The following is a 23,700-nucleotide window of genomic DNA, read 5'->3' as shown; positions in this document are numbered from 1 at the left end:
TGCTGTGGACCTTGCCGCACGCTCCGCGTCCGCCATCCGCCCGGCGGACCGCTCCCCCATCCGGCCCTGTTGGAGGCGTCGTGGCCCCACATCACCGGGTCCGCACCGGCGCTGTCCTGTGCTGCCTCGGCCTGGTGACGCTCGGTCTCGTGGCGTGCCAGGGCGGGGGACCCACCCGGCCGGTCGCACCCTCCCGGGCCGGGTCCGCGGCGGAGGTCGGCGGGACGGCGGCGCTGATCCGGGCGGCGAAGAAGGAGGGCAGGCTCAACACGATCGCGCTGCCGCGCCAGTGGGCCAACTACGGCGGGCTGATCGACGGCTTCGAGAAGAAGTACGGCATCAAGGTCGTCGTCGACGACCCGAACGGCCACAGCAGTCAGGAGATCGAGGCCCTCAAGCGCTACCGAGGCCAAAAGCGCGCCCCCGACGTGATCGACGTCGGGGACACCTTCGCCCAGTCCGCGGCGCGGCAGAACCTGCTGGCCCCCTACCGGGTCGCGCAGTTCGACGAGATCCCGCCGGATCAGAAGGACGCCGACGCCCGCTGGTACAACAACTACGGCGGCTACATCTCGATCGGCTGCGACGCCTCCCGTGTGCGGAGCTGCCCCGAATCCTTCGCTGATCTGCTCCGGCCGGAGTACAAGGGCATGGTCTCGATCCACGGCGATCCCTCAAGTGCCGGATCGGCTTTCGCCGCCGTGTACGCGGCGGCGCTCGCCAACGGGGGGTCGTTCGACAACATCCAACCGGGCATTGACTTCTTCGCCCGGCTCGACAAGGCCGGCAACTACCACCGGGCAGAACCCGGCCCGGCCACCATCGCCGAGGGAAAGACACCGATCAGCATCGAGTGGGACTACCTCAACCTGCAGCACATCGACCGGCTCCGCGGCACGAACGTGAAGTGGAAGGTCTCCATTCCGTTCGACGGCAGCTTCTCCCAGTACTACGCAATGGCGATCAACAAGAACGCCCCCCATCCGGCCGCGGCACGGCTGTGGGAGGAGTACCTCTTCAGCCCGGAGGGCCAGAACCTCCGTCTCGTGGACTACGCCCGCCCGGTGCTGATGGCCGCCATGGCGAAGAACGGCACCCTCGACAAGGCCCTGGCCGCACGGCTGCCGACGGTCGAGGGCACACCGCAGTTCCCGACCGAGGCCCAGCTGAACAAGGCGCTGCGCACGGTCCGTGCGCAGTGGGCCAAGGCCGTGGGCCGCTGAACCGTCAGGTCGGGAAGGAGCCGGGGCGGCGGCCGACACTACGAGGGGCCTTCCGCCCAGGGCGCGCGGGCCCGTGCCGTCCGGAAGTCCGCGGTGTCGCCGGGGCCTTGAGCCGGGCGTCGCGGGGCATACGCGGACAATGGAACGACACGGTGCAGCCCCCACACTGGCCGGCCCCGCCTGGGCAGGATGGATCTACCTGGGACTGGCCGTGCTGGCCGGTGTCCAGCTCCTGGCAGCCGTGCTGCAGTCCGGAGCCGGCGAACCAAGCCTCCTGCCCAGCCTGGTCGGGGTGATCGCGTTTCCCGCCCTGGCCGGTTCGGCGCTGCGGCGACGCCGCGTCGACCGTACGGGGCGGCGCGGCTGAGGCACCGGCGGCCGGCCCGCCGAGGGGAGACGGTCGACGGGGCCCTCCGGCCACACGTCCCGCCGTGTCAGGCGCGGTGCCAGCCCTGGTAGTAGCGGCCCACCTGCTCGTGATACCCGGCGTCGCCGAGGTGCCTTTCCTTGTCGAACTCCGGAGCGTCCTTGATCTCCGCCTTGGTGCGTCCCACATAGATCGTCTCTTCGTCGTCATCGATGCGGGTCACCGTGCCGGCGGGCAGCAGGACATGCTTGCCGAAGATCCACGTTCCGGTGTCGACGACCAGGTACGAAGCCCCGACCTCGTCCGAGTGCCGGTCGACCTTTCCGATGCTTCCGTCGGTGGCCTCGACCTTGTACCCGATCAGACTCGCGCCCGCGAGGTAGCCGGTGGTCGGCTGATAGCCCCAGATGTCGCTCATGGAATCGGCTCCTTCGTCGACGACGTGCGATGAGCAGAACCATGCTCTCGTCCGAGGCCGTTTCCTCGCTGTCCGCGTGCCCCGTCCCCGGGGCTCGACCCGTGCGCGGGGGACTTTTTCACCCGTTCGACGGCCGCCCCGGGTGCCTTGAGCAGCGCGAGCGGGAGCACGGGGAGGGACGGGTCCGTGCCGGTCCGCAGGGACTGCCCCGCAGGCCACCGCCAGGTGAGCCATGACGGAGGTCGGGCGCCGCACCGTGCAGTGCGGGTGGCGGGTCCGGTGGATTTCGCTCCAGGATTGAGCACCTTTTTGGACTCCGGGGTCGGGAAAGGCGGCCAGGGTGCAAGCTGGGCTCGACATGGAAGCCGGATGCGTTCTCAGGGGGCTACGGGCCGTGGTGTTCGCCACGGTCTGTGTGCTGCTGACGGCTCTCGGGCACGCCCTGGCGGCGAGGTCCCCGCTGCCGTGGCATGTGGTGCTCACGGCCGCCGCCGGGTCGTCCGCCGCCGCGTGGTGCTTCGCCCGGCGTGAGCGCGGGCCGGGTGTGGTGGGCCTGCTGACCCTCGGTACCCAGGCCGCGCTCCACACGGTGTTCACGGTCGGTCAGGTGTCACCGGGTCCCGCAGACGGTCCGTGGTCCTGGGGCCGGCTGTGGCGGAAGGTCCTGACGTGTGACGGCGGGTCACCGGTCCCGTCGGCGCTCTCCGGCGGCGGGACGGCCCATGGGTCGATGCCGGGTATGCCGGCGTCGCTGCACGAGGGAATGCAGAGCGCCGGGCACTCGATGCTCGCGGTGCACATGGCGGTCGCCGCGTTGAGCGCCTGGTGGCTGTGGGGCGGGGAACAGGCGGCCTTCCGCCTGGTGCGCACGGTGTCCCTGTTCCTCTTCGGGCGGCTGTGTCCCCTGCTGTGCTCCGCGCTTCCGGCGGCTCCGGAGGAGCTGCGGGTCCCGGCGCAGTCCCCGCGCCGGGCGTTGCGCGAACTGCTGTTGGCGCATGTGGTGTCGTTGCGTGGTCCTCCGAGGGAACCGGCTGTCCGCTGACAACAGCCGGTATCCGGGTGCGCGTGGGAGCGGCGGTGGCCGTGCCCGCACCCGGCTCTCCGGTCGTCCGTACTCACGGTGACCGAACCATGCGAAGGACTCCAGATGATGATGACGCCTGTCCGGACGGTGGCATCCCAGGTGCCCACGGCCGGTCTCGCTCCGGCCCCCCGCTCCGCGACGCCGCGGAGCAACGACTCGTCCGTCGGGCCGACCGGCTTCGGCCGGCGGCCCCTCGGGTCGCCCCGTGCGTCCCGGCCGTTCCGGCGGTCCGGTCGGAGCGGCGGTGTGCCCGCTCCGCTGATACGCCGGGTCCGGGAAGCGGGAGTGCAGCCGTGGAGCCCGGTGGCTCCCGTGGGGGAGGATGCAGATGCGTGAGGTCGACGATGCTCAGGTGACCCAGTGGGCCCTGGCGGCCCGCGCGGGTGATGAAGAGGCGGTCGAGCTGTTCGTACGGGGCACCCGGCGGCATGTCCTGCGGTATGTGACGCATTTGAGCCGCGACGCACAGGCCGCGGACGACCTGGTGCAGGACACCTATCTGCGGGCCCTGCGCGGCCTGCCCGGGTTCGAGGGCCGGTCGTCGGCCCGTACCTGGCTGCTGACCATCGCCCGGCGTACGGTCGCCGACCGGATCCGTGCGAACCAGGCCAGGCCGCGCATCGCCGGTCTCGCCGACTGGCAGGCCCTCGCGGAGCAGGCCCAGCGCGAGACCGTGCCGGGGTTCGACGAGGGGGTCGCCCTGACCGACATCCTCTCCGCTCTCGCGCCGTGCCGGCGGGAGGCGTTCGTGCTCACCCAACTGGTCGGACTGCCCTATGCCGAGGCGGCCGCGGTCGTCGGCTGTCCGGTGGGTACGGTCCGTTCGCGGGTGGCCAGGGCGCGGGAGACGCTGATCGCGTTGCTCGACGCGGCGGACGGCACCCCGGCTGGCCAGGAGGCCGCAGGGCGGGGGCCGCTGCCCCAGCCCGCCGTGGCCCAATCCGTGGCCTGACCCGCGGCCGGGAGGAGGGCCCAGGGGCACAGGAGGCGTCGTGACGCGTCCTGTGCCCCGCCGTCACTCGGCCGGCCGCCGGTCACCGTCGTACGGGGGCCACGACCGGTCCGTTGCGGCAGAGCGTGGAACTACGGCGCAGCCGGCGGGAACTCAACCGGGCGGTGGGCCGACTAGCTGGCTGTGGAGTGCAGCAATCAGCAGTCAGGGTCCCCAGCGACGCGGCCGGTGAGCGATACGGCCGCCCTCGCTCTACGGCTTCGGGGGGTGGTGTGCCGGCACGGCCGTCTGGAGGCGGTGACCGGTGTGGACTTGGACATCGCCGCGGGCGAACGCGTCGCCCTGACGGGGACCAACGGCTCGGGCAAGACGACGCTGCTGCGTGCGGTGCTCGGGCTGCACCGGCAGGCGGGCGGCGAGATCCTCGTCGGCGGGCGCGGCCACCGGACCGCCGCCGAGCGGTCCTGGCGGAGGCGGGCCTGCGCCTGGATTCCGCAGCGGCCGGCCGCCGGTCGCTTCCCCCTGCTGGCCGAGGAGTTGCTGGCGAGCAGCGGCGCTCCGGCACAGGCCGCGCTGGCCGCCGAGCGGCTGGGGGTGGGCGCGCTGGCCGGCCGCCCGCTGAGCAGCCTGTCGGGGGGCCAGTTGCAGCGGATGCACCTGGCGAGGGCGGTCGGCTGTGTGGCGGCCGGAGCGGGGGTGCTGCTCGCCGACGAACCGACGGCGGCACTGGACTTCGCGGGGCAGGAGGAGGCCGCCGAGGTGCTCACGACGCTGCCGGTGACGCTGGTCGTGGTGACCCACGACCGGGCGATGGCGGCCCGGTGCGACCGGACGCTGGAGATGGCCGCCGGAGCGCTGCGGGAGATCCGGTGAGTGCGCTCGGGCAGGTCGGGGACCTGTTGCAGCTGGTGCCCGTGCAGCGGGCCGGGGCCGGCCTGCTGCTGTCGGCGCTCGGGCTGCCGATCGTGGGTGTGGTGATCGTGGGGCTGGACATCATGCCGGTGCGCTTCGCGATGATGCATGTCGCCCTGCTGGGCATTGCGGCGGGTCAGTTGCTGGGTCTGGACCCCGTGCTGTGTGCGCTGGTGGCCTGCGCCCTGGCGGGCGCGGGGGTGGCGCCCCTGGCCCGTGATGCCGACGGGCTCTCCGGGGCCATGGGTCTGCTGATGAGTCTGGCCATCGCCGCCGCGCTGTTGCTGCTGGCGCTGTCCGGGGTCAACGCCAACGGGGCCTTTGCGCTCCTGTGGGGTTCCATCCTGGCGGTGCGCCCCGCCGACCTCGCCGTCCTGGGCGCCTTGGCGGTGGCCCTGCCGGCGCTGTTCGTCTGGCGCCGGCGTGATCTGGCCCTGCTGCTGCACGACCGGGAACTCGCCCTGTGTTCCGGGGTGGCGGTGCAGCGGCTCACGGTGCTGCTGCTCGTCCTGGTGGCGGTCGCGGTGGCCGGTGCCATCCGGCTGACCGGGGCCCTGCTGGTGGACGCGCTGACGCTGCTGCCCGCGCTCGCCGCCCGTCGTCTCGGCCGCTCGCTGGTGTCGATCACGCTGTGGGCCGTCGGCATCGGCCTCGTGGTCAATGTCGCCGGTTTCCTCGTCTCGCTCGCCTGGGACCTGCCGCCCGGCCCGGTCCTCGTCCTCGCTGCCGGGGCGGTCGCCCTGGCAGCTCATCTCGTACCCGAACGGAGAACCCCCTCATGGCGCGTGCCCGCGTCCTCGTCCGTCCCCTCGTCGCACTGAGCGCGGGGCTGTTGCTGGTCTCCGGATGCGGTGCCTCCGGCGCGTCCTCGAAGGACGCGTCGCACGACACCTCGGGAAAGTCGGCCGCCGGCCCCGTGGTGGTCGCCACCACCTCCTGGGAGGCGGCGCTGGCCAAGGCGGCCGGGGCCAAGAACGTCAAGTCCCTGGTGCCCGCCTCGATCCGGCACGCGCCCGACTACGACCTCAAGCCGTCCGACCTGTCCGCGGTGGCCGAGGCGGATTACGTCCTGTACGCGCCCTTCGAACCGTTCGCCGGCCGGATCAAGGAGGCGGCCGGCTCCCGGGCCAAGATGATCGACCTCGAACTGGACAACGCCCCCGCGAAGACCAGCGCCAATGTGACGCGGCTGGGCAAGGCGTTCGGTACCGAGCAGGCGGCGGCGAAGTGGAACGCGGCCCTCGCGGCCGAGTGGAAGTCCCTGGCCGGCCGGCTGAAGGCCGCCCGGCCCGACGGCAAGGCGCCCGCCGTGGCCTCCCAGGTCTTCACCACATGGGCGGCCAAGTTGGCGGGCGCACGGCTGGTGGGGACCTACGGGCCGGAAGCGGTGTCTCCCGCGCAGCTCTCCCGGCTGTCCGCGAAGAAGCCGGCGTTCGTCCTGGAGAACGAGAACATGTCGACGGGCACCGTGCTGCCGGGCTCCGGCGCGAAGCAGCTGAACATCGTCAACTACCCGGGGAAGGACCTCGATCTGCTCGCGGTCTACCGCAAGGCCGCAGAGCAGATGAAGAAGGCCTTCGCCGCCTCCTGACCGGCGGGCGCCCCGCATCCGGAACAGCGGGGGCCGGGCGGTTCCCGTCCCGCCCGGCCCCCCGCCCCTTCCTACGTCATCCGGTCTGCGCCCGGGCGCCCGCGGCGGCCGCGGCGAGTTGTTCCCTCAGCGCGGCGCGGTCGGGTTTGCCGGCCGGGGTGAGCGGCAGCTCGCCGGTCACCACGAGCAACCGCTCCGGGTGCTTGCGGCGCTCCAGACCACGGGAGTCGAGATGGGCGCCCAGGCTCTCCAAGGTGATCTCCCGCCCGGCCCGCGGCACCACGCAGGCCGCCAGCCGCTCCCCCATCAACGGGTCGGGTACGCCGACGCAGAGCACGTCGCGCACGCCGGGATGGGAGGAGAGCTCGCCCTCGACCTCGGCGGGGCTGATGTTGGCCCCGCCGCGGATCACCACGTCCTTCAGCCGGCCGACCACGCGCAGCGTGCCCTGGGCGTCCAGCGTTCCCAGGTCGCCGGTGCGCACCCAGCCGTCCGCGGTGCGGTAGCGCATGTTCAGCTCCGGCGCCCCCACGTAGCACAGCGGGGTCATCGGTCCCCGCGCGAGGATCTCCCCCGTCTCGGCCTCGTCCGCCGCGCCGCCGTGCAGCGGGGCGATGCGGATCTCGCAGACCGTGGGATCGGGCCTGCCGACCACGACGCCCGGGCCCCCGGCCGGTGCGGTCTCCCCCGCCAGCCCGGTGTGGCAGTTGACGCCGTCGGCGGATCCGTAAAGGTTGACGACCGGGCAGCGGAACGCCCGGCGTGCCTCCCGCCGGGTGGCCGCGTCCAGCGCGGAGCCGCCCAGGACCAGCGCCGTCAGCCCCTCCGCGGAGACCGGCTCGGGGCCGCACCGCTCCAGCATCATGCGGACCATCGTGGGGACGCCCAGCACATGTGTCGGCCGGTGTGCGCGGATCGCCCGCAGCGCCGCCTCGGGCGTGAAGCGGTCGAGCAGGACGAGGGTTCCGCCGTGCCGGGCGAGGGTGACCGCGGTGCCGCTGCTGCCGAACGCCGAGGCGAGCGGGGTGAGGAACAGGCAGCGCGGGGGGCTGCCCGGCGCGAGCAGGGCGGCGAGGAAGTTGCCACGGCCGCCGGCGAGTGCGTTGTGCGAGTACGCCACCATTTTCGGTTCGGCCTCGGAGCCGGAGGACACCAGGATCCGGGCGGCCGTGTCGGGATCGGGGCGTTGCGGGGTGAAGCTGTTCGCGGTGCGCAGCAGATCGGTCAGCGCACGGCAGCCGGCGGGTACGGTGCCCGGGCCCGCGGCTATCACCGTGCGCAGCGCGGGGAGTTCCCCGGCCAGTTCCGCCAGTTCCTTCGCGTGCGCGATGCCCCGGTGTTCGGTGGCGGCGATCACCGCTCGGGCCTCGGCCCGGCCGAGCAGCGATCTCGCTTCCCGTCCGCCGCGTCCGACGGGGAAGGGCAGGGCCACGGCGCCCAGGGCGGCCAGCGCCAGGTCGGCGGCCACCGCCTCCGCGCTGTTGGGCAGTTGGACGCCCACCACGTCACCGGGACGGATGCCGGCCTCGGTGAGGCCGGCGGCCAGACATCGTGCCCGGTCGTCCAGCTCCGCGTAGGAGGTCGCGCCGCGTGCGTCGATCACGGCGGTGCGGTGCGGGTCGGCTGTGCGGTGAGAGCGGAAGAGCGTGTACAGGTCTCTGTCGGGGCAGTGCCCTTCGGCGGCCCAGGCGCGCCGGAGGGCGGCGGGGACCAGGTCGTGGAGCCGGTTCGTCATGCGAATCTCCAGGGCGAGGGGACGACGAGGGAACCGAGGGGGTCGCGGGTGAAGGCCCCGGCGAGGCGCGGGTCGTGCGGCAGCGCGCCGAGGTCGGTGGTGACGGCGGTCGCGGAGAGACCGTCGGCGCGCAGCGCGTCGAGCGCCTGCTGCGACGTCAACTGCCGCAGCTCGGCGGACCGGCCGCACACCGCGGCGGCGGAGTCGTCGCTCGGTGCTATCCATCCGTCCGCGGTCGGGGACGGGCGCCGGAAGGCGGCGGGGCGGCGCGCCCCGCCGCCGGACGCGGCCCGGTGCAGCGCCGGTGCGGTGAGCGTTTCGGCGGCCCCCAGCAGCGAGGACTCCACGTGCACACCGCGGCCGGTGCGCGCCCGCAGCAGCAGCCCGCCCAGGACGGCCTCCGCGCCGAGCAGTCCGCCGAGGACATCGAGCAGGGTCATCAGGGAGGGCGCGGGGGCCTCGTCGACGGGGCGGGCCGCCTCACCGACGCCGGTGCGGGCCTGCACCATGAAGTCGGTGCCCATCGGGACGTCGGCCAGCCTTCCGGCCCAGCCACTGGTGTAGACGTACACCAGGCCCGCGTTGACCGCCGCGAGATGGTCGGGGCCCAGCCCGAGCTGTTCGGCCTTCCCCGGCGCCCAGTTGTGCAGGAAGACGTCCGCGCCCGCGGCCAGCTCGCGCAACTCGGCCTGGCCCGCGCGGGACTTGATGTCGATCCGCACCGCGCGTTTGCCCCTGTTGAGGGCGAGCCAGCGCGCGGAGACGTCGGAGCAGCAGGGCGGCATACCGCGCAACGGGTCCCCGCCGGGCGGCTCGATCCGTACGACGTCGGCGCCGAGCAGGCCCAGGAGGTGTGCGGCGAGCGGGGCCTGGATGCGGCGGCCCGCTTCCAGGACGGTCAGGCCCGCGAGCGGCAGGGCGGGGTCGGGGGCGGTACCGGTGGCCGGGGCGTCCCACGTCCCCTCGCGCGGATTCAGGGTCCACGGGGCACGGGATCCGCGGTCCGCCGCCGTGTCGGTGAGCGGATGCAGCGGGCACACCTCGGCCCCCGCGGCGGACGCGGCCTGCCGGATCCTCGCCCAGGAGACGCCGCGCGTCGTCCGGTGCAGTTCCTCGGGCAGTGGGGCGCAGGCGGTGGCGTAGCGGAACTGGAAGGGCGGCCAGCCCGCGCGGATGGCCTCCTCGGGCGCGCCGAGCTCCCGCCAGAAGCGGGCCCACGGCGCGGGGTCGAGCGCCTCCAGTTCGAAGCGGGTGCCGCAGGCGGCGGTGAACGGCGGTCCGCCCGGCGACAGTTCCACGGCCTCCGCCTCCGGCGCGTTGGCCGCGGCGAGGTACTGGGAGAGGGTGAGCAGTGCGGCCCGGTCGGCACTGGCCGTGACCTGGGTGCTCCGTGTCCCGCCGCGGGCCCGGCCCAGCATCGCGGCCAGCAGCCCCTGCACGGTCAGCACGGAGGCGCAGGTGGCCGCGTAGTCGACGGCGAGACCGCGCGGCAGACCGTCGCGGCGGCCGTGCACATGCATCATGCCGGTTGCCGCCTGGACGGTGGCCTCGTCGACGGCGTGTGCCCCCGGCAGGACGTCGGCCCACGCGGTGTGCGCGGTGACCTCCCCCGGCCCGCTCCCCGCGGCGGCGAAGCGCGCGGGGCCCCCGGATGTCCGGGGCGGCTCGGGAACCGTCGCACCGAACGCGCGCAGATGGCCCAGCGCCGGGGCGGTCAGCGCGGGCGGACCCGACACCTCCAGATGCACTCCCTCCAGCGGCCGGGTCGTGCAGATGACGGCGGGGTGTCCCACGGCACTCCTCTCCGGGCGGACCGCCCTATGGCTCACACACATCCACGGGAACCAGGCGGCACACGACGCCGACCAACTCCACAGTCAGTGAGTCGGACCGCCGGCTCACCGAGTTCCCGGTCGAGGTGGAGGAAGCCGTGAACGCCAAGAACTCCGTGCGGAGCGCGCCGGACGCGGCACCCGGAGCGGACCTGTCCCACGAGGGCACCGGTCCCGGGCAGCCCGACTGCCCGTCCGCGATGACCGAACTGCACGCGCGGGTGCGGGCGTTCGTGCAGGAGCGGGTGATGCCCTGCGAACCGGTCCTCGACGCGGGCGGCGCGTCCGCACGTACAGCACTGCGCAGGCTCCAGGGCGAGGCGAAACAGGCCGGGTTGTGGGCCCTGCCCCTGCCCGTGGAGTTCGGCGGCCAGGGCATCGGCCTGGCGCAGTACGCCCACCTCGCGGAGGCCGAGGGAGCCAGCGACCACGGCCCCGCCGCCCTCGGTTCGAGCTCCCTCCTCGATGTGCTGATGCTCTCCCGGCACGCCGGCGAGCACGTGCGGAAGCGCTGGCTGCCGGGCATCGCCGCCGGCGAGCTGCGCAGCAGCTACGCGATGACCGAGCCCGACACCCCCGGTACCGACCCGGCGCGGACCGCGACCCGTGCCGTCGCGGAGCCCGACGGGAGCTGGACCCTGGAGGGCCGCAAATGGTTCATCACGGGCGCGGGCGACGCCGACCTGATCACCGTGCTGGCACGCACGGGTGCCGCGGAGAGCGGGGCGGACGGCCTGTCGCTGTTCGCGGTGCCCGCGTCCGCTGCGGGCTTCACGGTGCTGCGCGAGGTGCCGGTTCTCGGTGCCGGCGGGCAGTGGGAGATCGCCCTGGACGGCGTCACCGTCGGCTCGGACCACCTGGTGGGCGAGCCGGGCCGGGCGCTGCGGATCGCCGGGGAACGGCTCCGGCTCGGCCGGGTGTTGCGGTGTCTGCGCTGGCTAGGGCAGGCCGAGCGCGCCTTCGGCCTGATGTGTGAACGGGCCGCGGAGCGCCGCCAGTCGGCCGGCCCGCTGGCCGACCGGCAGCTCGTCCAGCAGATGGTCTTCGACTCGCTGCTGGCCATCCGCTCCACCCGGCCGCTCGTGTACGAGGCGGTGGCCCGGCTGGCGGCGGGCGACGACGCCCGCCTGGAATCCGGCCTTGCCAAGGTGGCGGCGGCCCGCATGCTCCAGCAGGTCGCCGACGCCGCGATCCAGGTGCACGGCGCCGCCGGGCTCGGCCCCGACACCGCGCTGCCCGGCCTGTTCCGCACGGGCCGCGCGGCCCGGCTGCTGGACGGCCCGGACGAGCTGCACATCGCGGCGGTGGCCCGGCGGGTGCTCCGCGGCTACGGGGTCACATCGCGAACGGATCCGTCCGGCCGGTGAGGAGCGCCAGTCCCGCCGCCAGGAAGAAGTCTCCCCAGATCAGCTCGTGGCACGGGGCAAGCCCCCGGCCGGCGTCGTAACAGCCCGCCGTGAGGCCGCCGTCGGCCCCCCGATGCGCCGTGGACAGCCGGTGCAGCATCCGCCGCGCGCGACGGGCCGGCGGCCCGGCCTCGTCCTCCCGGCCCGCGGTCCGCAGCAGGGCGGCCAGCTTGAGGAGGGCCACCGCCTCGATGGCGGCCGCGGAGGTGTCCACCGGGCCCTCGGGGCTCTCGTCGTGCGCCCGGGGGACGAGCGGCACGTCGGCGCCGAGCCGCGGCGCGACCAGCCGCTCCGCCGCCTCCCACAGCCCCTGCTGCCCTCGTTGCCCCAGGCAATGCAGGCCGTCCGCCACGCCCAGCAGCAGCCAGGGCACCGTACGGCTCCAGCCGGGCGCCGGCTCGGTGCGGGCGGTCCAGGTTCCGTCCGGCGCAGCCTGCCACGCCGGGCGCGGCGGGTGCTCGGCAAGGCTGAGCGTCAACTGCCGGGTCAGATGCGCGTACGCCGCGTCCGCACCGTCCTGCCCCCGCCCGGCCAGCAGCGGCACCAGGCCGGGCACCGCGTCCGCCCGCGCCACCAACCGGGGGCCCCCGAAGGCGTCTCCCCAGGGCACCAGCCCGCGCTCCGTGTCATAGGCCGCCAGACAGGCGCGCGCCGCCCGGTCCCTCAGCTGCGCGGCCGTGCCGTCGTCCCCCGGACCGGCGGCGAGCGCCGTGCCGTACCAGAAGATCAGCCCCCGGGTGGCGGTGTCCTGATCGACCCAGTGGGCCAGCCGTTCCGTGCATGCGGCCGCCGCCTGCCGGTCGCGTTCCGCCCCCGAATCCAGAGCACGCAACCACAGCAGCCCGGCCCAGAAGCCGCCCGTCCACGACCCTTTCGACGTGGACCGCCAGACGCCGGTGCCGGGGTCGGCGTACAGGGGGAAGCGCGATCCGACCTGAGCTTCGGTCGCGCGGATGCGTTCCCAGCCGGCTGTCAGCCCGTCTTCGGCCCACTGCAGGTCGTCGGGTTCCCCGGGCATCGGCTCCCCACGCATCGCCCGGTCCCGCATCGGGCCCTCGGGCATCGACCACCCTCCCCTCATCCGCTCAGGCATGGTCCGCCCTCCCGTCGCCGGCCCGGGCATCGCCCGCTCCCGTATCGGCACCGTCGGGCATCGCCCACGTCCCCATCGGCCGCTGCTGTCCCATCGGCTCCGCAGGCACCAGCCCCTCAGGCACCAGCCCCTCACGCATCGCCCACTGCCCCATCGCCTCCTCAGGCATCTGCCCGCTCTCCCCTCGCCCGTTCCCCGGCGGCCCCCTCAGTCATCGTCCGTCCCCGCACTGCCGGCTCCCGCCTCGCCGGCTCCTCCGTCCCCGGCTCCCGCTCGACGTGACCGCAACGGCACCGCGACCGCCGCCGCCCCCGCGAACTCCGCCGCCGCCAGGAGCCAGCCCGCTCCGTATCCGGCGGCAGAGGCCAGCGCACCGAACAGCGGCGGCCCCACGGCGAACCCCGCGAAGAAGCCCGCCGACACCCGCGCCGAATCCAGCCCCGCTCTGCCCGGCGCGGCCTGTCGCATCACCACCACCATGGAGACCGCGTTCGCCGACACCGCGAACGACCCGACCGCCACGGCAGCCACCCACACCAGCAACGGCATCCGGACCGCGGCGGCGAGCAGCAGCGCCGAGCCCACCGCGCCGGCCGCCAGCACGGCGGGCAGCGCCTCGGCCCGCCCCGGCTTCCCCGCCGCGCGCGACCACCCCACGCGCCCGGCGATACCCGCCACTCCCAGGACGGCCACCAACGCCGCCGCGGCGGTGGGCGACAGCCCCAGCCGCTGCGAACCGAACAACGCCAGATAGGTGTTGACCGAGGCGATGCCGCAGCCGAGCAACAGCGAGAAGAAGGCCAGCCGCCGGGTCACACCGTGCGCGGCGGACGCGGCGCACGGGGCGGGGCCGGAGGAAGCCGCGTCGGGCGGCAGCGCGCGCGACGCCCACAGTGCGGCCAGCGCCGCCGCCCCGGCGGCCGTCCACACGGCGCCCCGCCAGCCCACTCCGGCCGCCAGCAGCGACAGCGGCAACCCCGCCACAAAGGCCCCGACTTGCACGCCCGACTGCTTCATTCCGGTCACGCCGGGGCGCCGCTCGGCCGGGAGAGCGGCAAGGATCACCTTGTTCGTCGCCGGGTTGGCCAGCGCCTGCGGTACGCCGCCGAGCGCGACCGCCGACAGCAACAACGCAGCCCCCGGCGCGGCACCGATCAGCGCCAACGAGACCGCGGTGAGCAGCAGCAACGCCACCAGACACCGGCGGGGACCGACCCGGTCCACCAGCCGCCCGGCCAGCGGCGACAAGACCGCCGCCGCCCCGAAGCCCGCCGTCGTGGTCAGCCCCAGCACCGTCGTGGAGATCGGCAACTCCTGCACCAGGCGCGGCCCGAACGCCCCGATCACAAACAACTGCATCATGGAAAACGCCATCGCCGACGTCAGCAGCACGACCACCGGCCACCCCGCACCCGGCGACCCCGCTGTGCCACGCTCCGCCCCGCTGCCCCCCGGCTCCCCGCCGCGCTCCACCCGCACAGCACTCCTCCCGACGACACCGTCCCTCCTTTGGGACCCGGTCCAGTCAGTCGTACGGGGACGGCCCCTGGTTCCCGCTGCCGCCGAAACACCTGCCGGTTCGCGTTGTCCGGCCCCTTGCGTCGCCCCAGGAAAACCGTTGGCCTGCCCGACCCGCTTCAGACAGGATCGCCTCGTGGACACCTACCTGGAGACCGAGCGCCTGGCCCTGCGCCGCTTCACCGCCGATGACGCGGACCTGCTGATCGAGCTGGACAGCGACCCGGCGGTGATGCGCTACCTGACCGGCGGCGATCCGACCGCGCCGGAGGTCATCCGGGAGCGCCATCTGCCCAACATCCTCGCCGGCTACGAGAAGTGGGGCGGCAACCTCGGGCTGTTCGCCGCGCACGAGAAGAACAGCGGCGCGTTCATCGGCTGGTTCATCCTGCGCCCTGAGCGGGAGGGCCCGCTGGACGAGGTCGAACTCGGCTACCGGCTGCGGCAGGCTGCTTGGGGCAAGGGGTATGCCACCGAGGGCTCGCGGGGCTTGCTGGGCAAGGCGTTCACGGAGCTCGGGGTGCGCATGGTCTGGGCGGAGACGATGTCCGTGAACCACGGTTCGCGCCACATCATGGAGAAGCTCGACATGACGCTCGCGGACACCATCCCCACGCCCCCCGACATGGAGCGGGTCGAGGGCTCCGAGCACGGAGGCGTACGGTACGAGATCACCAAGGCGCAGTGGGAGCAGCAGTAGCCGCAGTGCGATCGGCTGCTCCGCATCCACGCCCACCGGAACCGGCAGGCGCACTGCCGGAGCCGTACCAGGCCGAACGCGCGCCCCCACACAGCCCGCCAAGGCCCTGGCCTGCCGACTCCCGGCCCCCGGCCCCCGGCCCCCGGCCCCCGGCAAGCTGATCCCCGGCCCCCGGCAAGCTGATCCCCCCGAAGGACTTCGGGCGTCGACCACTCAGGTGACGGCCCCTCCCGCACCCGGCGTGCCCGCCGGCATCGCCACCACAGCCCCGCGCCGGCCAACCATCGCCGCATCGCCCCCCGTTCAGCGCCTCACGTCATCTCTTCGCGCCCCCCTGTCAGGCCATGTCAGCCCCGGAAGTCGAACTCGGCCTGCAGGTTCCCCTTGGCGACCCGGCCCCCGTCGCTCCAGTAGAGGGCCTTGTACTCCCGGCCCTTCGTCAGGTTCGCGTCGATCAGGGTCGAGCCGTACGCGCCGCAGTGGGCGTTGCCGCAGACCCAGTCCCAGGTGACGCGCTTGCCGATGCCGTCCTGGATCTCGACCCAGTCCCACCCGTCGTACGGGTCGCGGCCCGAAGGCGCCATCCACGTCACGCTGACGCCCTTGCCGTGGGACTGGTTCCACCAGCCGCTGAACTGTCCCGGCGACACATCACGGATCAGGAAGCCGGTGTCGGTCCTGCCGGACTCCGCGCCGGGGCCCCTCGCGCCCGCGCTCCGGTCCCTCGGTGGCTGCCAGTGCTTCCGTGCCGCTTCGGTCGCCGGCGCCGCCTGCACGGCGGACGTCGCCGACTCCCCCGCGCCCTGCGACGCCGCGGAAGCCGTCCCCAGCGCCACCACGGACACACTCGCGAGCACCCCGGCCATGACCGCGGCCCGCCGCCTGGGCGACATGACCCCGGCGATTAAGGAAGAAGTCCTTCCCCTGCCTCGCATGCGGAACAACATGCGTACCCCACCTTGCCGTTGGTCGGTGATCGATGCGTCCTACACACGTTAGGGACCGGCGATCAACGTACCTTTGACGATCGCTCAACGCGAACCTGGTGAGGCGCGCCCCGAGAAGCTCCGCCGGACAGGCTCCGGCTACCCCCCGAGCCGTTCCGCGGCCCGCTCGCCCCGCCGCTGTTGGATACTGCCACTATCCATACTTGGACAGTGGCGGCATCCAAGGGGAGGTGGAAGAGGATGCGACTGGCCGAACTGAGCGAGCGCAGCGGAGTGTCCACCGCGACGATCAAGTACTACCTGCGGGAAGGGCTGCTCCAGCCCGACCACCGCGTCACCGCCACCCAGGCCGAGTACGGCGAGGAGCACCTGCGCCGGCTGCGTCTGGTGCGGGCGCTGATCCGGATCGGCAAGGTGCCGGTGGCCGTCGCCCGGGAGGCGATCGCGGCGGCGGACGACCCGTCGCTGAGCCACCACCTGCGGCTCGGCGCGGCCACCCGGGCGCTGCCGCGCGAGCCGGAGCCCGCCGAGGACGACGCGGCGACCAGGGCCGCGCGCGGCTCGGTGGACGCGCTGATGGAGCAGTTGGGCTGGCACGGCATGCACGACGAGCCCTCCCCCGCCCTCGGCACGCACGTCACCTCCGTCGCCGCGCTCGTCCGCCTCGGCTACCCCTGCGACACCGCGCACCTGCTGCCGTACGGCCGCATTGCCGCCGACCTCGCCGTCGCCGAACTCGACCCCATGGAGGAACAGTCCACGGCGGCCGGGCAGGTCGAGGCGGCCGTCGTCCTCACCGTGCCGTACGAACCGGTGCTGCTCAGCCTGCGCAGGCCGGCCCACCTCCAGGAATCGGCCCGGCGGTTCGGGATTCACCGGCCTCTGTCCGACGGGGTGCCGTCCGGCCCGGTTCTGTCCGTCATGGCGCGCGCCCGGCTGTACGGGTGAATGTCCGTCAGCCTTGCTTGCGCGCGGGGTCACTCGGGTGGGTTACTGGCTGCACCTACCAGGTGGGCCGCCCATCCCTCCGCGGGAGATGCGTGGATCGGGTCGGCTCACGGTGTGTGGGCTCGTTTGCGGGCTCGGCTTCCACAGGCATGGCGTCGCCTGGCGGAGGGCTCTATCGGCCGGTGCCTTCGGGTCCGTGGCCGATAGGGCGGGCCGGCTCAACCACGTCCGAGGAGGCGTAGTGCGAGCCCTTCATGTTCTGCGAACGCTGGTGGCGGCGAGTGTCGTTCCGCTGGCACTGGTCCGCGCCGCCCCCGAGGCCCGCGCAGCGTCGCCGGTACTCGTGGCGTGCGGCGAATCCGCGTTGGTCGACGCGATCAATACGGCCAACGCCACCGGGGGCGGCAGCCTGATCCTCGCTCCGCTGTGTACGTACACCCTCACCAGCGCCCACAGTTCGGGCGGGGCCGGGCAAGCGGCGGGGCTGCCTAACATCACCACCGCGATCTCCATGGCCGGCCTCGGCACGCAGATCACCCGGGCGCCGGGCGCACCGGCCTTCCGTATCTTCGAGGTGGACGGGCCGTCACAAGTACCCTCCGCGAACGGCCAGTTGTCCCTCACGTCGGTGACGGTCAGCGGTGGTGACGCCGGTCTCGGCGTGGGCGGGGGCATCGCCAACCTCGGCGGCACGGTGGCCCTCACCGGCACCACGGTCCGCGACGGCAAGGCCTCGTACGGCGGCGGCGTCTACACCGATGGCGCACTGACGCTCACCGGCAGCAGCGTCACCGCGAACACCGCCGGCGTCAACGGCGGCGGCATCTTCACCAATGCCGGCGCGGTGACCCTGATCGGCAGCCTGGTGGTCGGCAACACCCCGAGCAATTGCGGCGCCCTGCCGCCGGTTGCCCCCGCCTGCTGAGCGAGGGGCGGAGCCGGACACCGCCGCCGATACGGCGCACCGGGCCGGCCGGCCACCGCGACCTCATCACGGCACGCACGGCGGCCCGTACGCGCACGCGCTGCAGGGGCTCGCCCCCCGTCGCAGGCGGGCGGCCCTCACCAGCGATCACCACAGCGGCGAACCGACGAACCGTCAGATGGGCTCCAAAGGACCCGAAGGCAGAGCCCGATTCGACCGCAGGAGAAGGAGGGCACCATGGCTCCGGCAGGGACCCACCCCGGCCCCACCGAGGGCGCGGCGACGGGGGCGCTTCCGTCACCCGGCCAGGCCGGCGGCGACGTCCCGGATGGCATGGAGGTCATGGACACCGGTGAGCCACTGGGGGCATACGAGATCCCGGTGGGACACGCCCCCATCTGGGCGGCGATCGCCCCGAACGGCCGGCACGTCTATGTGACCAACTTCGGGGCCAGCAGCATCAGCGTCATCGACACCCGCACCCGGAGCGTCATCACCACGATCGGCGTGACCAGCGGCCCGTGGGAGGTCGTGATCACCCCGGACGGGCTGCGGGCCTACGCGGCCTGCTTCGGGACCAACAGCGTGGCCGTCATCGACACCGCCACCAACACCGTCACCGGCACCATCCCCGGCCTCAACAAGCCCCTCGGCCTGACGGTGACACCCGACGGCTCCCGGCTCTACGTGGCCAGCCTGGGCGGGGACCGGGTGGATGTGATCAGCACGGCCACCGACACCCTCATCGCCTCGGTACCGCTGAGCAGCGGGCCCCGCGGGGTGGCCGTCACTCCCGACGGGACACAGGTCTACGTCACCGAAGAGGGAGCGAACGCGGTCACGGTCATCGACACCGCCACCCACACCGTCATCACGACCCTCACCGGCTTCCTCTTCCCCCGAGGAGTGGCGGCCTCGCCCGACGGGCAGCGCGTCTATGTGTCGGAGTACGGCGGCAACAGACTGGGCGTCATCGACACGGTCACCCACTCCGTGGCGTCCGCCCTCCCCGGTCTGCCCATCCCCCTGGGCGTGGCGGTCAGCCACGACGGGCTGCTCGCGTACGTCACCTGCGACGGCGACGACAGCGTCGTCGTCATCGACCTCGTCAGGCGCGAGATCATCGATACGGTGCCGGGCTTCCACGCGCCGGCCTGGCTGGTGATCACGCCGGACGACCTCGAGGTCTACGTCGTCAACAACGGCAACGAGACGGTGGGTGTGCTGCGTGCGCCGAGCGGCGGATACCCCAACGTGGGGCCCATGTCGGGCGGCACGCCGGTGACCATCATCGGGGAGGGGCTGGGCAACACCACCGCCGTCCGCTTCGGGTGCCGCCCGGCGGCCTCGTTCACCGTCGTCAACGACCGGGAGATCCGGGCCGTTTCACCGCTCCTGGTCAGCGACGTCGGCATCGACGTCACCCTCGGACAGCGCACGACCCGGACCGTCGGCCGGTTCTACTACCTCCCGGATTCGGTGCTGACCCTGATCGCCCCGGAGTCGGGCCCGTTGGGCGGGGGCGGCACGCTGACCGTGACCGGCCGGGGCCTGATCACCACCACCTCGGTGCGCTTCGGCAGTGTGGCCGTCACCCCGTCGTCCGTCCTGGACGACCAGGTCACCGTGACGGTGCCGCCCGCACAGACCGCCGGCCCCGTGCCGGTCACCGTGGTCACACGGAGCAACTCGTACGGGCGGGCCGTCTACACCTACGTGGGGCCGCCCCACATCACCTCCGTGACCCCTTCCACCGGCTCGACACCGGGCGACGAGCCGGTCCTGATCGAGGGCGCCGACCTCGCGTTCACCCAGTCGGTGACGATCGACGGGGCCGCGGCCGCCTTCGGGATCATCTCCCCCACGCGGATCGCCGCCGTCACCCCTGCCGCGGACGGCCCAGGTCCGGCGGATGTCGTCGTCACGACGACGGGCGGCACCGCCACTGCGCCAGGGGCCTTCGTCTACACCTGATCGACGGGCGTTCTCCTGCCTACGCGGCTCAGGCGGTCCGGCCGCAGCCGACTCGGGCGGCCGTGAGTGCCCGGACGCCCGTCTCTTCACCCTGAGTCGTCGGCTTTCCCGGGACCGTTGGCCTGCCCCTGGAGCCGTCGTCGGCTTCTCTCGGAACCGCCGGGCCGCTCACTCCCAACCCGCCCCCAGGACCACGCGAGGCGCCCCCTTTCCCGCAGACACGGCGATGTCCGGGCCGCCCGGCGCTCTTCCCCGAACGGCGCACTTCCGCACGCCTCAGCGCTCGGCGCACCGACAAGAGGTGGTCGTGGTCAGGCCTGTTGGCACTCCGCCCTATCGCACCCGCAGGGCGCGCAACGGCGGCCGGGGTTGAACGGCGAACCCTTTACCGATTTACACACAGACTCCTCGATGCCCCCGTTTCACCTATCGCCCCCTTCACCCTTTGGCTTTAATCAAATCAAGCGAGATTGACGGCGCCCCGTGATGCTGCGCCGCGCCGCTTCACAAGGACGACCCGCCCAGGCGCCCTGAGGCAACGGTCTCCGCCTTCCCCTTTCCGCCCCACGAGGGGACATCCCATGCGGTTGCGGGCCGCTTCAGTCAGCCGCCCGCTCCTGCGCACCCCACCAGTGCGGCACGTTCGAAGGAGAAAAGATCATGGCAACCATCACGTCGTTGGTGGACACCACGACCACCACCAATCAGGGCAAGCCCGGCGACACGGTCCAGATCAACGGATCGGCTCTGTCCACCACCACGAGGGTGAACTTCGGTTCGGCGACGGTCACCCCGACCGGTGTCACCGCCACCCAGGTCACCTTCGTGGTGCCCAGTACGGCGCCGTGCTCCGGTCAGGTATCGGTCAGCGTCACCAGCAGCACCGGCGCCACCAGCAACGCGCTGCCGTTCTTCGTCATCGCCTCGCCGACCACCACGGGGCTGAGCGTCACCTGCGTATCGGCCGCCACGGGTGGCTCGGTGACGCTGTTCGGCACCAACTTCCTCTCCGGAACGCAGGTCGGGGTGGGCAGCGTCGGCAATGTGGCGGTCACCCCCACCCAGTCGAGCCAGGTCACCTTCACCGCCCCGGCCAACCCGGGTCAGGTCGGTACGGTGTCGACCCAGGCGGTGACCATCACCACCGCCGGCGGCAGCAGCCCCTCGGGCACCACGCTGATCGACTACTACCTCGCGCCGGCCATCACCTCGGTGCTTCCCACCTCGGGCACCGCAGGGGACCAGATCACCGTCAACGGAACGGGCTTCGTCGGCGTCGACACCGTCACCTTCACCGACAGCGCCGCCGCCACCGCCACCGCGGTCTTCACCCCCGTGAGCGACACCCAGCTCGTCGCCACCGTGCCCGGCGGCCTCGCCACCGGCGCCGGGACCATCACGGTCCACACCTGCGGCGGCAACTCCAACGCCCAGGCCTTCACCGTCACCTGACCGTCGCAGACGGCCGGGGGTCAACGGCACGACCACCAAGTCGCCGCCCGTCCCCAGCGCTTGGCGCGCTCGGCCGGTGACACCCCCCGCGCCCTGGTCGGCAACCGCCGGCCAGGGCGCGATTGCCCAGGCGGTAAGAGAAGGAGAAGAGCATCATGGCCCCCGTAGTGACCAGCATCAGCCCGACCCAAGGCGTTCCGGCGGGCGGCACCCATGTCACCCTCACCGGCTCCGGCTTCACCGGCGCCACCATGGTCAGGTTCGGTCCCAACGGCACCACCTTTGTCATCGTGAGCGATACGCAGATCACGGCCAAGACGCCCGCAGGAACCGGCACGGTCCAGGTCACGGTCACGGCGCCGACGGGCACCAGCACCCAGAACGTGTTCTTCACCTACGCCCCGGTCCCCGTACTCACCACACTCACCCCTGCCTCGGGCCCCACGGCGGGCGGCAACGTGGTCACCCTCAACGGCACCAACCTCACCGGCGCGACCTCGGTGAAGTTCGGAAGCAACACGGGGGTCATCCTGACCAACACCGCCACCCAGATCACCGTCATCGCCCCCGCCGGCCCACCCTCCTCGGTCAACGTCACCGTCACCACGGCAAGCGGCACCAGCAACGCCCTCACCTACACCTACACCGCCGTCCCCGCACCCACCCTCACCACACTCAACCCCACCTCGGGTCCGCCGGCGGGCGGCAACGTGGTCACGGTCAACGGCACCAACCTCACCGGCGCGACCTCGGTGAAGTTCGGAAGCAACACGGGGGTCATCCTGACCAACACCGCCACTCAAATCACCGTCATCGCCCCCGCCGGCCCACCCTCCTCGGTCAACGTCACCGTCACCACAGCAGGCGGCACCAGCAACGCCCTCACCTATTCCTATGTCGCCACCCCCGTCCCCACCCTCACCAGCCTCAACCCCACCTCAGGCCCCACCTCGGGCGGCAACGTGGTCACCCTCAACGGCACCAACCTCACGGGCGCGACCACCGTCCTCTTCGGACCCACCCCCGCCACCATCCTCACCAACACCGCCACCCAGATCACCGCCACCGCCCCACCAGGCACCGGCAATGTCAACGTCACCGTCACCACAGCAGGCGGCACCAGCAACGCCCTCACCTATTCCTATGTCGCCACCCCCGTCCCCACCCTCACCAGCCTCAACCCCACCTCAGGCCCCACCTCGGGCGGCAACGTGGTCACCCTCAACGGCACCAACCTCACCGGCGCGACCTCGGTGAAGTTCGGGAGCAACACGGCCGCCGTTGTCACCAATACCGCGAGTCAGATCACGGCCATCGCGCCCGCGGGGCCGCCGTCCTCGGTCAATGTCACGGTCACCACGGCCGGCGGGACCAGCAATCCCCTGCCGTACTTCTATCTCGCCGCGCCCACCCTCAGCGATCTGTCCCCGCACCTGGGCCCGGCCACCGGAGGCAACACCGTCACCGTCTTCGGCGCCAATCTGACGCTGACCAACGCCGTGAACTTCGGGGGGAATCCGGCGACGGCCATCACGGTGGTGTCCGACAACCAACTGACCGTGACCGCTCCGGCGGGGTCCGGCACGGTCGTCGTCACCGTCACCACGCCGGGCGGGACCAGTACGGCGGCCACCGGGAATCCGTACTACACCTATCTCGGGGCGCCCGTCCTGACCAGCCTCGTCCCCTCCCATGGCGCTGACCTCGGGGGCGACGCGATCGTGCTGGGCGGCAGCAACCTCACCTACACCGACGCGGTGACCTTCGGCGGTGTCCCGGCGTCGTTCGCGGCGATCTCCGACACCCAGGTCGTCGCGACCTCCCCGGCCGGCGCGCCCGGAACGGTGAGCGTCGTGGCGCACACCCCGGCCGGGAACAGCAACGCGCTGCCGTTTGCCTACGACCCGTCCTAGTCCGGCCAGGTCCGCCCAGCCCGCCGCCCTGGGCGTTGGCAGTTCGCTCGGGGCTGCCGGTCGGTGGTGGTCCGGGTGTGCCGTCGGCGGATGTGCCGTGGGAGCGGGGCGAGCCGTGTGGTACTCCCGGACCCGGCCGGGGTCGGCGGCTCGACCCGCTCCCTATGGTGCTGCATGGCCGCTGGCCGGACGGACCGCATCCGTTCGGCCAACCAGCCCATCAGTGCGGCATGTTCAGTTGTTCTTGCACTTCTTGGTGTCCTTGCTGACATCCATGATCTCGTTGATGTGCGCGAACTTGTACTTGCCCTGGGCGTCGCCCTGGAAGGTGACGCACTTGTAGAACGGCGTCGATCCGCCGTTGTAGAACTTGAAGGCGGCGGTGGTGCGCGTGCCGCCCAGGCAGTGGTTGTTGTAGTAGACCGTGGTGCTCTCCCAGCCGGTCTTCCACGAGAAGTTGACCCGCGCGTTCGTGTCGTTGCACTTGATGCTGTCCTTCCCCGACTTCGGCGGGGCCTTCGCCGCCGGGGCGGCCGAGAGGGACGGCTGGGACGTGCCGGAGACGGCAGAAGCGGCGGGCGTCGCGGATGCCGGTGCGGACGCCAGGCCGAGGCTGAGGCCGACTGCGGCCAGGGCGGCCCCGGCCGAGGTGAGAGCGCGCATCGATTCCCCCAAGAGATCACGGATCACTGCACGGTGATCGTTTAAAG

At 72.8% G+C, this 23,700-nt stretch carries 22 protein-coding genes; 14 read left to right on the top strand and 8 right to left on the bottom strand.

What is annotated here, in order from left to right; all coding sequences use genetic code 11:
• Positions 1-80 precede the first annotated feature (80 nt).
• Together AB0411_RS12835 and AB0411_RS12830 are read left to right on the top strand one after the other, a co-directional pair.
• On the top strand, positions 81-1,223 hold the full coding sequence (locus AB0411_RS12835) for an ABC transporter substrate-binding protein (RefSeq protein ID WP_437041850.1): 1,143 nt from the start codon (positions 81-83) through the stop codon (positions 1,221-1,223).
• 139 nt (positions 1,224-1,362) lie between these two features.
• The gene (locus tag AB0411_RS12830; RefSeq protein WP_366417299.1) at positions 1,363-1,590 is read left to right on the top strand and encodes a hypothetical protein; all 228 of its coding nucleotides are present in this window, start codon (positions 1,363-1,365) and stop codon (positions 1,588-1,590) included.
• Positions 1,591-1,657: 67 nt separating this feature from the next.
• Here the strand turns inward: AB0411_RS12830 and AB0411_RS12825 are convergent, their stop codons facing one another.
• Positions 1,658-2,008 carry a PRC-barrel domain containing protein gene (locus tag AB0411_RS12825; protein WP_366417298.1) on the bottom strand — a complete coding sequence of 117 codons (351 nt, stop codon included), beginning with the start codon at positions 2,006-2,008 and terminating at the stop codon, positions 1,658-1,660.
• Between the two features lie 394 nt (positions 2,009-2,402).
• On the opposite strand from AB0411_RS12825, the gene AB0411_RS12820 reads away from it, so the two are divergent.
• From AB0411_RS12820 to AB0411_RS12800, 5 genes are all read left to right on the top strand, one after another.
• Positions 2,403-3,050, top strand: a complete 648-nt coding sequence (locus AB0411_RS12820; RefSeq protein ID WP_366417297.1) for a PE-PGRS family protein — start codon at positions 2,403-2,405, stop codon at positions 3,048-3,050.
• Positions 3,051-3,420: 370 nt separating this feature from the next.
• Positions 3,421-4,044: a sigma-70 family RNA polymerase sigma factor gene (locus AB0411_RS12815; RefSeq protein ID WP_366417296.1), complete on the top strand. Its 624-nt coding sequence runs from the start codon at positions 3,421-3,423 to the stop codon at positions 4,042-4,044.
• 297 nt (positions 4,045-4,341) lie between these two features.
• Positions 4,342-4,917: an ABC transporter ATP-binding protein gene (locus tag AB0411_RS12810; RefSeq protein WP_366417295.1), complete on the top strand. Its 576-nt coding sequence runs from the start codon at positions 4,342-4,344 to the stop codon at positions 4,915-4,917.
• On the top strand, positions 4,914-5,777 hold the full coding sequence (locus AB0411_RS12805) for a metal ABC transporter permease (RefSeq protein WP_366417294.1): 864 nt from the start codon (positions 4,914-4,916) through the stop codon (positions 5,775-5,777). The genes AB0411_RS12810 and AB0411_RS12805 overlap by 4 nt, the downstream gene beginning before the upstream one ends.
• The gene (locus tag AB0411_RS12800; protein ID WP_366417293.1) at positions 5,735-6,547 is read left to right on the top strand and encodes an ABC transporter substrate-binding protein; all 813 of its coding nucleotides are present in this window, start codon (positions 5,735-5,737) and stop codon (positions 6,545-6,547) included. The genes AB0411_RS12805 and AB0411_RS12800 overlap by 43 nt, the downstream gene beginning before the upstream one ends.
• A gap of 76 nt (positions 6,548-6,623) precedes the next feature.
• Here the strand turns inward: AB0411_RS12800 and AB0411_RS12795 are convergent, their stop codons facing one another.
• A complete protein-coding gene (locus AB0411_RS12795) occupies positions 6,624-8,282 on the bottom strand; it encodes a class I adenylate-forming enzyme family protein (protein WP_366417292.1) in 1,659 nt (552 codons plus the stop codon).
• On the bottom strand, positions 8,279-10,075 hold the full coding sequence (locus AB0411_RS12790) for a CoA transferase (protein ID WP_366417291.1): 1,797 nt from the start codon (positions 10,073-10,075) through the stop codon (positions 8,279-8,281). The genes AB0411_RS12795 and AB0411_RS12790 overlap by 4 nt, the downstream gene beginning before the upstream one ends.
• A 239-nt stretch (positions 10,076-10,314) precedes the next feature.
• Between AB0411_RS12790 and AB0411_RS12785 the strand changes: the two genes are divergently transcribed.
• On the top strand, positions 10,315-11,481 hold the full coding sequence (locus tag AB0411_RS12785) for an acyl-CoA dehydrogenase family protein (protein ID WP_366417406.1): 1,167 nt from the start codon (positions 10,315-10,317) through the stop codon (positions 11,479-11,481).
• Here the strand turns inward: AB0411_RS12785 and AB0411_RS12780 are convergent.
• The 3 genes from AB0411_RS12780 to AB0411_RS12770 are packed head-to-tail and all read right to left on the bottom strand — an operon-like array spanning position 11,450 to position 13,975.
• Positions 11,450-12,613 carry a sugar ABC transporter permease gene (locus tag AB0411_RS12780; protein WP_366417290.1) on the bottom strand — a complete coding sequence of 388 codons (1,164 nt, stop codon included), beginning with the start codon at positions 12,611-12,613 and terminating at the stop codon, positions 11,450-11,452. The genes AB0411_RS12785 and AB0411_RS12780 overlap by 32 nt on opposite strands.
• Positions 12,606-12,782 (bottom strand): hypothetical protein, encoded by a 177-nt coding sequence (locus AB0411_RS12775; protein ID WP_366417289.1) that lies wholly within the window; start codon positions 12,780-12,782, stop codon positions 12,606-12,608. The genes AB0411_RS12780 and AB0411_RS12775 overlap by 8 nt, the downstream gene beginning before the upstream one ends.
• 38 nt (positions 12,783-12,820) lie before the next feature.
• The gene (locus tag AB0411_RS12770) at positions 12,821-13,975 is read right to left on the bottom strand and encodes an MFS transporter (protein ID WP_366417288.1); all 1,155 of its coding nucleotides are present in this window, start codon (positions 13,973-13,975) and stop codon (positions 12,821-12,823) included.
• Between the two features lie 292 nt (positions 13,976-14,267).
• On the opposite strand from AB0411_RS12770, the gene AB0411_RS12765 reads away from it, so the two are divergent.
• Positions 14,268-14,831, top strand: coding sequence for a GNAT family N-acetyltransferase (locus AB0411_RS12765; RefSeq protein WP_366417287.1), 564 nt, complete (start codon positions 14,268-14,270; stop codon positions 14,829-14,831).
• Positions 14,832-15,178: 347 nt separating this feature from the next.
• Here AB0411_RS12765 and AB0411_RS12760 read toward each other — a convergent pair whose 3' ends face one another.
• Complete coding sequence (locus AB0411_RS12760; protein ID WP_366417286.1) at positions 15,179-15,724, bottom strand: hypothetical protein; 546 nt, start codon at positions 15,722-15,724, stop codon at positions 15,179-15,181.
• Between the two features lie 294 nt (positions 15,725-16,018).
• Between AB0411_RS12760 and AB0411_RS12755 the strand changes: the two genes are divergently transcribed.
• The 5 genes from AB0411_RS12755 to AB0411_RS12735 all read left to right on the top strand — a co-directional run bounded on the left by AB0411_RS12755 (position 16,019) and on the right by AB0411_RS12735 (position 22,990).
• Entirely contained in the window at positions 16,019-16,726 is a 708-nt protein-coding gene (locus AB0411_RS12755; protein WP_366417285.1) for a MerR family transcriptional regulator, read from the top strand.
• Between the two features lie 241 nt (positions 16,727-16,967).
• Positions 16,968-17,651, top strand: coding sequence for a hypothetical protein (locus AB0411_RS12750; protein WP_366417284.1), 684 nt, complete (start codon positions 16,968-16,970; stop codon positions 17,649-17,651).
• 237 nt (positions 17,652-17,888) lie between these two features.
• Positions 17,889-19,625: an IPT/TIG domain-containing protein gene (locus AB0411_RS12745; protein ID WP_366417283.1), complete on the top strand. Its 1,737-nt coding sequence runs from the start codon at positions 17,889-17,891 to the stop codon at positions 19,623-19,625.
• Positions 19,626-20,285: 660 nt separating this feature from the next.
• Positions 20,286-21,077: an IPT/TIG domain-containing protein gene (locus AB0411_RS12740; RefSeq protein ID WP_366417282.1), complete on the top strand. Its 792-nt coding sequence runs from the start codon at positions 20,286-20,288 to the stop codon at positions 21,075-21,077.
• A gap of 155 nt (positions 21,078-21,232) precedes the next feature.
• Positions 21,233-22,990, top strand: a complete 1,758-nt coding sequence (locus AB0411_RS12735; RefSeq protein WP_366417281.1) for a beta strand repeat-containing protein — start codon at positions 21,233-21,235, stop codon at positions 22,988-22,990.
• Positions 22,991-23,224: 234 nt separating this feature from the next.
• Here AB0411_RS12735 and AB0411_RS12730 read toward each other — a convergent pair whose 3' ends face one another.
• Positions 23,225-23,653 carry a hypothetical protein gene (locus AB0411_RS12730; RefSeq protein WP_366417280.1) on the bottom strand — a complete coding sequence of 143 codons (429 nt, stop codon included), beginning with the start codon at positions 23,651-23,653 and terminating at the stop codon, positions 23,225-23,227.
• Positions 23,654-23,700 lie beyond the last annotated feature (47 nt).

The sequence above is a fragment of the Streptomyces angustmyceticus genome (assembly GCF_040701845.1).
Lineage (GTDB): Bacteria > Actinomycetota > Actinomycetes > Streptomycetales > Streptomycetaceae > Streptomyces > Streptomyces angustmyceticus_A.
Note: the sequence above shows the minus strand (reverse complement) of the source record. Positions and strands in the feature narration are given on the sequence as shown.